General features: G+C 40.3%; 6 protein-coding genes and 1 pseudogene. All 7 read left to right on the plus strand.

Annotated features, from left to right (window positions below):
• Window positions 1–7: 7 nt before the first annotated feature.
• Window positions 8–1,015 (plus strand): glycosyltransferase family 2 protein, encoded by a 1,008-nt coding sequence (locus DW059_RS10070; RefSeq protein ID WP_117698694.1) that lies wholly within the window; start codon window positions 8–10, stop codon window positions 1,013–1,015.
• Between the two features lie 26 nt (window positions 1,016–1,041).
• On the plus strand, window positions 1,042–1,518 hold the full coding sequence (locus tag DW059_RS10075; RefSeq protein WP_158552105.1) for a glycosyltransferase family 2 protein: 477 nt from the start codon (window positions 1,042–1,044) through the stop codon (window positions 1,516–1,518).
• A gap of 89 nt (window positions 1,519–1,607) precedes the next feature.
• A complete protein-coding gene (locus DW059_RS10080) occupies window positions 1,608–1,958 on the plus strand; it encodes a glycosyltransferase family 2 protein (protein ID WP_117698696.1) in 351 nt (116 codons plus the stop codon).
• A gap of 15 nt (window positions 1,959–1,973) precedes the next feature.
• Window positions 1,974–3,446, plus strand: coding sequence for a flippase (locus DW059_RS10085; protein WP_118172998.1), 1,473 nt, complete (start codon window positions 1,974–1,976; stop codon window positions 3,444–3,446).
• A gap of 11 nt (window positions 3,447–3,457) precedes the next feature.
• Window positions 3,458–4,641 (plus strand): annotated as a pseudogene (locus tag DW059_RS10090) (nucleotide sugar dehydrogenase).
• A 77-nt stretch (window positions 4,642–4,718) separates the two neighbouring features.
• On the plus strand, window positions 4,719–6,362 hold the full coding sequence (locus DW059_RS10095) for a glycosyltransferase family 2 protein (protein WP_117698698.1): 1,644 nt from the start codon (window positions 4,719–4,721) through the stop codon (window positions 6,360–6,362).
• Window positions 6,363–6,443: 81 nt separating this feature from the next.
• Complete coding sequence (locus DW059_RS10100) at window positions 6,444–6,641, plus strand: hypothetical protein (RefSeq protein WP_022244445.1); 198 nt, start codon at window positions 6,444–6,446, stop codon at window positions 6,639–6,641.
• Window positions 6,642–6,784 lie beyond the last annotated feature (143 nt).

The following is a 6,784-nucleotide window of genomic DNA, read 5'->3' on the forward strand; positions in this document are numbered from 1 at the left end:
GGATAGTATGAAAGTAAGCGTCCTTGTGACTTTTTATAATCAGGAAGATTATGTGGATGAGGCATTGCAGAGTGTCTTTGACCAGAAATGTGATTTTGATTTTGAAGTACTGATTGGTGACGATGGATCTACCGATGGCACCATGGCAAAATTACAGAAATGGAAGCAGAAATATCCGGACAGAATGGAAATTTATGTGATGGACCGGGAACCTGGTGTGAAATACAACAGTAGCCAGCGGGCATCAAGAAACCGTCTGAATCTTTTGCAGTATGTAAAGGGAGAGTATTTTGCTTATCTCGATGGGGATGATTTCTATGTCGATGACCATAAACTGCAGAAGCAGGTAGAGATTATGGATCAGCCGGAAAATGCAAAATATGCAGTCTGTGCCCACAATGTCTATGCCTATGATGAGAAGACGAAAGAAAATACCCCATTTTTAAACTGCAATCATACGATGAAATTAAAGGGAACAACCTATTGGGGGCGTTTCTATTTCCATCCGGATTCTATTCTGATGCGAAGTGCCTATATCAAGGATATTCCGAAGGATGTGGTAGCAGATTATTTTAATGATAATACCATTACGTTCTGTTTTATTAAGCATGGGGATGTATATTATATGCCGGATATTATGGCGAGCTATCGTCAGACCGGAGACGGCATCTGGACGGGAAATTCCCGGTTTATCAACTATCTTAGAAATTTGATGGACTATGACTTGGAGCAGAAGATTGCACCGGAATTTATCCGCTACAGTCTCGTACGTCACTGGGCAGATATGAGTTTCATGCATAAATGTAAGGAGAAACCGGCTGGTGAGAAGGCTGCTTTCTATGAAGATAAGATAACAAAGGACGGACTTGACGTTTCAAAGGCATGGTTAGAATATGTTAAGACTGGAAAAATGTCTGATAAAAAGGCTTTGAAATTATACCGAAAAGCAAAGTTCTGGTATTTTGTCTGTCATGTAAAATGGCTGTTCATTGACAGTTTATTATTACACAATTAGGATATCTGGAATGGATGGAATCAAAGATGAGTGAGAAGAAAAAATTTGGCTTTGTGGTATTGCATTATTGCACTCTTGATATGACAAAGAAGTGTATTGCGGCAATTCAGGAGAAAATGGCACAGGCTGATTATGAAATTGTGGTAGTAGATAATGCGTCCGGCAACGGAACCGGTAAAGATTTAGCGGAGTGCTATAAAGACACAGAGCATGTAAGTGTTCTTTTGAGTAAGGAAAATCTCGGCTTTGCCAAAGGCAACAATCTAGGCTATGTATATGCAAGAGAAGAACTGCACTGCGATTTTATCTGTGTAATGAACAATGATGTGATTTTATTGCAGGATAACTTTGCGCAGCTGGTGGAGGCAGCCTATGAAGCACATCAGTTTGCAGTAATGGGACCGCATATTGAATTAAAGGATGGCAGGGAAAATGCCATGTATTATGAAATTGCATCCATTGAGGGTTTGAAAAAAGAACGCCATGTATATGAGACGAGATAAAACACATTACCTCTTCCATTTATCCGCTTTGGAATCTTTGGGACAGAGCAAAGCTGCTGCTTCGCATCTTCCTTGGAAAGATTCATGTCATGCCGGAATTAAAGAAACATGAAGACTGCACAGAAGGCTCCTTGGAATATCAGGATGAGCTGGTACTGCATGGCTGCTGTCTGATTTTCTCGCCGATTTATCTTACAAAATATAAAGATGCATTCGTGCCGGATACCTTTATGTTCCGGGAAGAAGAACTTTTATATTTAAGATGTAAAGAAGCGGGAATACCGATGGTATACTGTCCGGAGGTAAGAATTCTTCATCTTGAGGATATCTCTACGGATTATATTTATAAGACCGAGCGTAAAAAAGAAATCTTTAATCTGGAGAATCAGATTAAATCGCTTGGAATTCTCTTGGAACATTTAGAGGTAATGCAGAAGTAACAGCGAGGACATATTGTGAAAGAAGTAAAATCAATCAAATTTAACTTTATAATGAATCTGATTCGGGTTTTGATGACGATAGTATTCCCGCTGATTACCTATCCATATGCAACGCGGGTACTGAATTCTGCCGGAGTGGGACGGGCTGCCTATGTAGCATCCATTGTCAGCTATTTTCAGCTGGTAGCATCCTTTGGTGTTAATAATTATGCCATTACAGAGGGTGCAAAAATCCGTGACGATAAGGCAAAATTAAATAAATTTGCTTCGGAGATGTTTTTCATCAATCTGGTATTTACGGTGCTTGCTTATATCGGATTTGCAGGTGCGTTGTTCCTGCCGAAGTTTGATGGCTATGAAATGCTGCTGTTAATCAGCAGTTCTACGGTTCTATTTACCACCCTTGGTATGGAATGGCTCTATGAACTGTTGGAAGAGTATGAGTATATTACGATTCGTTCTGTCATTTTCCAGGTAGTAGCACTTGTAATGCTATTTGTGCTGGTACGGAATGAAGGTGATGTGGCATGGTATGTGGCATTGACTGCGGTATCTACCGTTGGCTCCGGTGTGCTGAATTTTATTCACAGCAGACATTACATCCATTTATTTGAAACAAGAGTCCATTGGGCTGATATCAAGGTTCATATGAAACCGATGGTATATATGTTTGGCGTTTCGATTGCATCTGTTATTTATCTCAATTCCGATATTACAATGTTGGGATGGATGAAGGGAGATAAGGATGCGGGAATCTATACAACGGCATCGAAGATGAATCAGGTTTTGTGTACGCTGATTAAATCTCTGAGTACGGTTATCATGCCCCGGATGGCATATTATCTTGAAAATGACCAGAAGGATAACTTTGACCGGCTGTTAAAACAGGCATTCCGTTTTATGATGATGTTAATTGTACCATGTATGGTGGGTATGCTTTTGATTTCGCCGGAAGTCATTCATCTGATATCCGGTAAGAATTACAGCGAGTTTTTCCCGAGTGTTACAACATCGAGAATTCTTGCCATCAATTTGTTCTTCTCGCCGATTAACGGCTTTATTGCATATCAGATATTTATGCCAAAGAAGAAAGAGAAGATTATTTTCTGGGCAACCTTGGGTGGCGCAATCAGTAACCTTATCATTAACTACCTGCTGATTCCGGTATTAAGCTACGATGGAGCAGCAATTGCTACCGTACTGGCAGAGGCAATGGTAATGTTAATCTGCATTATCTTAGGACATAAGATGATACCGTTTAAGGGAATGATGCAGGGTGTCTGGAAATATGTCATCGCATCCGTTCCGATGGTCATTGCATATGTGCTGTTTCAGAAGGTAACTTTCAGCAGTTATTTGATTTATATGTTACTGATGATTATAATTGGAGTAGTAACCTATGGCATTATGCTTTTAATCTTAGGGGATGAACTGGTGCGTGAAGAAGTACGCATGATATTTGGAAAATTGAAACACAATGAAAAATAAGGAGGATACACATGAAAATTGCAGTAGCAGGAACCGGTTATGTGGGATTGTCAAATTCCATTTTATTAGCACAGAATAATGAGGTATGGGCAGTCGATATTGTTGAAGAGAAGGTCGATCTGATTAATCATAAGAAATCGCCAATCGTCGATAAGGAGATTGAAGAATATTTAGCAGAGAAACCATTGAATCTGCGGGCTACCACAGATGCAAAGGCAGCATATGAAGGAGCAGATTTTATTATCATTTCCACTCCGACCAACTATGATGAGAAGAAGAATTACTTTGATACATCATCCGTAGAAGCCGTAATCAAGCTGGTTATGGAATATGCACCGGATGCAATTATGGTTATCAAATCTACAGTTCCGGTTGGCTATACCGAAAAAGTAAGAGCACAGTTTGGCAGCAAAAATATCATCTTCTCTCCGGAATTCTTAAGAGAAGGAAGAGCATTATATGATAACCTCTATCCATCCCGTATCGTAGTGGATATCCGAAAGAGGATGAAAGCTTAAGGGCAAAGGCAGAAGAGTTCGCCGGCTTATTAAAACAGGGTGCTATCAAAGAGGATATTCCGGTATTATTAGCACACCTCACCGAGGCAGAAGCAATCAAATTATTTGCAAATACTTATCTTGCACTGCGTGTTTCCTATTTTAATGAGCTGGATACCTATGCAGAGGTAAGAGGATTAAATACCAGACAGATTATCGAAGGCGTAGGCTTAGACCCGCGAATCGGTAACTATTATAACAATCCGTCCTTCGGATATGGCGGATACTGCCTGCCAAAGGATACCAAGCAGTTACTGGCAAATTATGCGGATGTTCCAAATGATATTATCGGAGCAATCGTTGCAGCCAATACGACAAGAAAAGATTTCATTGCACAGCAGATTTTAGATAGAAATCCTTCTGTAGTAGGTATTTATCGTCTGACCATGAAGACCAATTCCGATAACTTCCGCCAGTCTTCTATTCAGGGCGTTATGAAACGTCTGAAAGCAAAGGGCATTGAAGTAGTGATTTATGAGCCAACCTTAAAGGATGACAGCTTCTATAATTCCAAAGTAATCCATGACTTAGACGAGTTCAAGAAGATGTCCGATGTTATTGTATCCAACCGTAACAGTGCAGACTTAGAGGATGTGCAGGACAAGGTATATACCAGAGATATTTATGACAGAGATTAATTTTAGAAAATAAAGCTGCCTGATTAGAACGACGAGATTAGCGCAGTGAGATTAGAGCAGTGAAAAAAGGAGACAAGATGAAACTGAGCCTTTATAACCTCAGAAAAGGTTTCCGATATTTAAAAAATTATGGTTTAAAGGAATTCTTTATCCGCCTGAAAGAAAAAGGAGAACCGGAGCAGATTTCCTATGCAGAATATGCAGCAGCCCATAAGGTGACAGAAGCACAACTTAAGATACAGACAAAAGAATCTGATAAGTGGTCCTATCGACCGCTTATCAGTTGTGTTTATATGGGAGAAAATAGAGAAGATGCGTTGGCTATGTTAGAACAGCAGAGCTATACCAACTGGAATCTAACCTGTATCGATAAGCTCTGTACCGGAAAAGAAATAGAACTTTCCGGGGAATATGCAGCGCTTATTGAGGCGGGTGACACCTTAGAACCGGATGCTTTCTATGAGCTTGCCCATGCCATTGCTTTTCCAAAAGAGACAAGGCAGTCAGGAATTCACTGGGAAGAAATCGGAAAGCCGGATTTGATTTATACGGATGAAGATGTCAGATGTCCGGATGAATCAAAGACAACGGAGACAGCAGAGCCTCTTTTAAAGCCGGACTTCAGCCCGGATTATCTGGAAAACTACTGTTATATCAGACATTTATGCTGCATCAGAAAAACGGTATTCCTGCAGGCATTGAAAGAAAATGACGGAAATCCTGCAACAGAAGAACTGATCTGCCGGGCGGCAAAGCAGTCCGATAGTATCATCCATATTCCCAAAGTGCTTTATCATACAAAGGCAGAGCATGCACCGAGAGTAGAGCATGCATCTATGGCAGCAGGCAGTCACGAAAAGAAGCAGCCACTGGTATCCATTCTGATACCGAATAAAGACGAAAAAGCTTCTTTGGAAAAATGCATCACATCCATTCGGCAGGGCAGCTACCGGAATTATGAGATTATCATTATAGAAAATAACAGTAAAAGCGAAGAAATCTTTGATTATTATAAAGAGCTGCAGATGCAGTATCCGGATATCCGTGTGGTAGAATGGAAACCTGAAATACCGGGTACTTTTAATTATTCAGCCATTAATAACTATGGAGCATCCTATGCAAAGGGTGAATATCTTTTGTTCTTAAACAATGATATTGAGATTATAACAAAGGATTACATGGAACGGATGCTTACCCTGTGCGGAAAAGAAAATACCGGAGCAGTGGGAGCAAAGCTTTATTACCCGGATGATACGATACAGCATGCCGGAATTGTCATAGGCATCGGTGGACATGCCAGAGGAATTGCAGCCAATATGTGTGTAGGACAGGTACGCAGCGATAGTGGGTATATGTATAGAGCCAGCCTGCGGCAGAATTTAAGTGCAGCAACAGCAGCATTTCTTATGGTGCCGGCAAAGGTGTTCCGTGAGGTGGACGGATTCTGCGAAGCTTTATCAGTAGCATTTAATGATGTGGATTTGTGTCTTAAAATCCGGAAGAAGGGTTATCTTATTATATATGAACCATCTGTAGAAGCGTACCATTATGAATCAAAGTCCAGAGGACAGGAGGATACAGAGGAGAAAGTACGCCGTTTTCAGGAAGAGATTGAATATATGAGAACCCGCTGGATTGATATTTTAAAGCAGGGAGATCCCTATTATCATCCCGGACTGACCCGTTACCGGACAGATTATTCCCTGGGACAAAAGCACTAAGGCATTGCAGAATTTGTAAGAAAGTGGTAACTTTGTAACTGAGTATAGAGAAAAACAAGTAACAGGGAGGTAGAGTTACACATGATGAAAGTTTATATTTGTCCGAAATGTGGCTGGATACGGACGGTTTCAAGAAGAAATGAAGTGGAATGTTTTAAATGTGGAAATGAAAAGATGGTTCTGGCAAAGATTCCTTATGAGAAATATGGGAAGATGAGTGAGAAAGAACGGAAAGACTATTCGGAAAGCTGGCTGTATATTCACAGAAACAGCATTTGACAGAAGAAGAACATACTTTTTTCACAGAAAATTAAGCTGACTTGAAAAAGTAAATTCCAGTGCAAGAGTAAATTCCATCGGCTTTTAAATTTTGCTGGTTTTGCAGGAGTTTTTTTAACAAAATCTCTTGCTTTCTGTTATAA

Source organism: Roseburia sp. AF42-8 (assembly GCF_003435965.1).
In the GTDB taxonomy this organism is placed as follows: Bacteria; Bacillota; Clostridia; order Lachnospirales; family Lachnospiraceae; genus Roseburia_C; species Roseburia_C amylophila.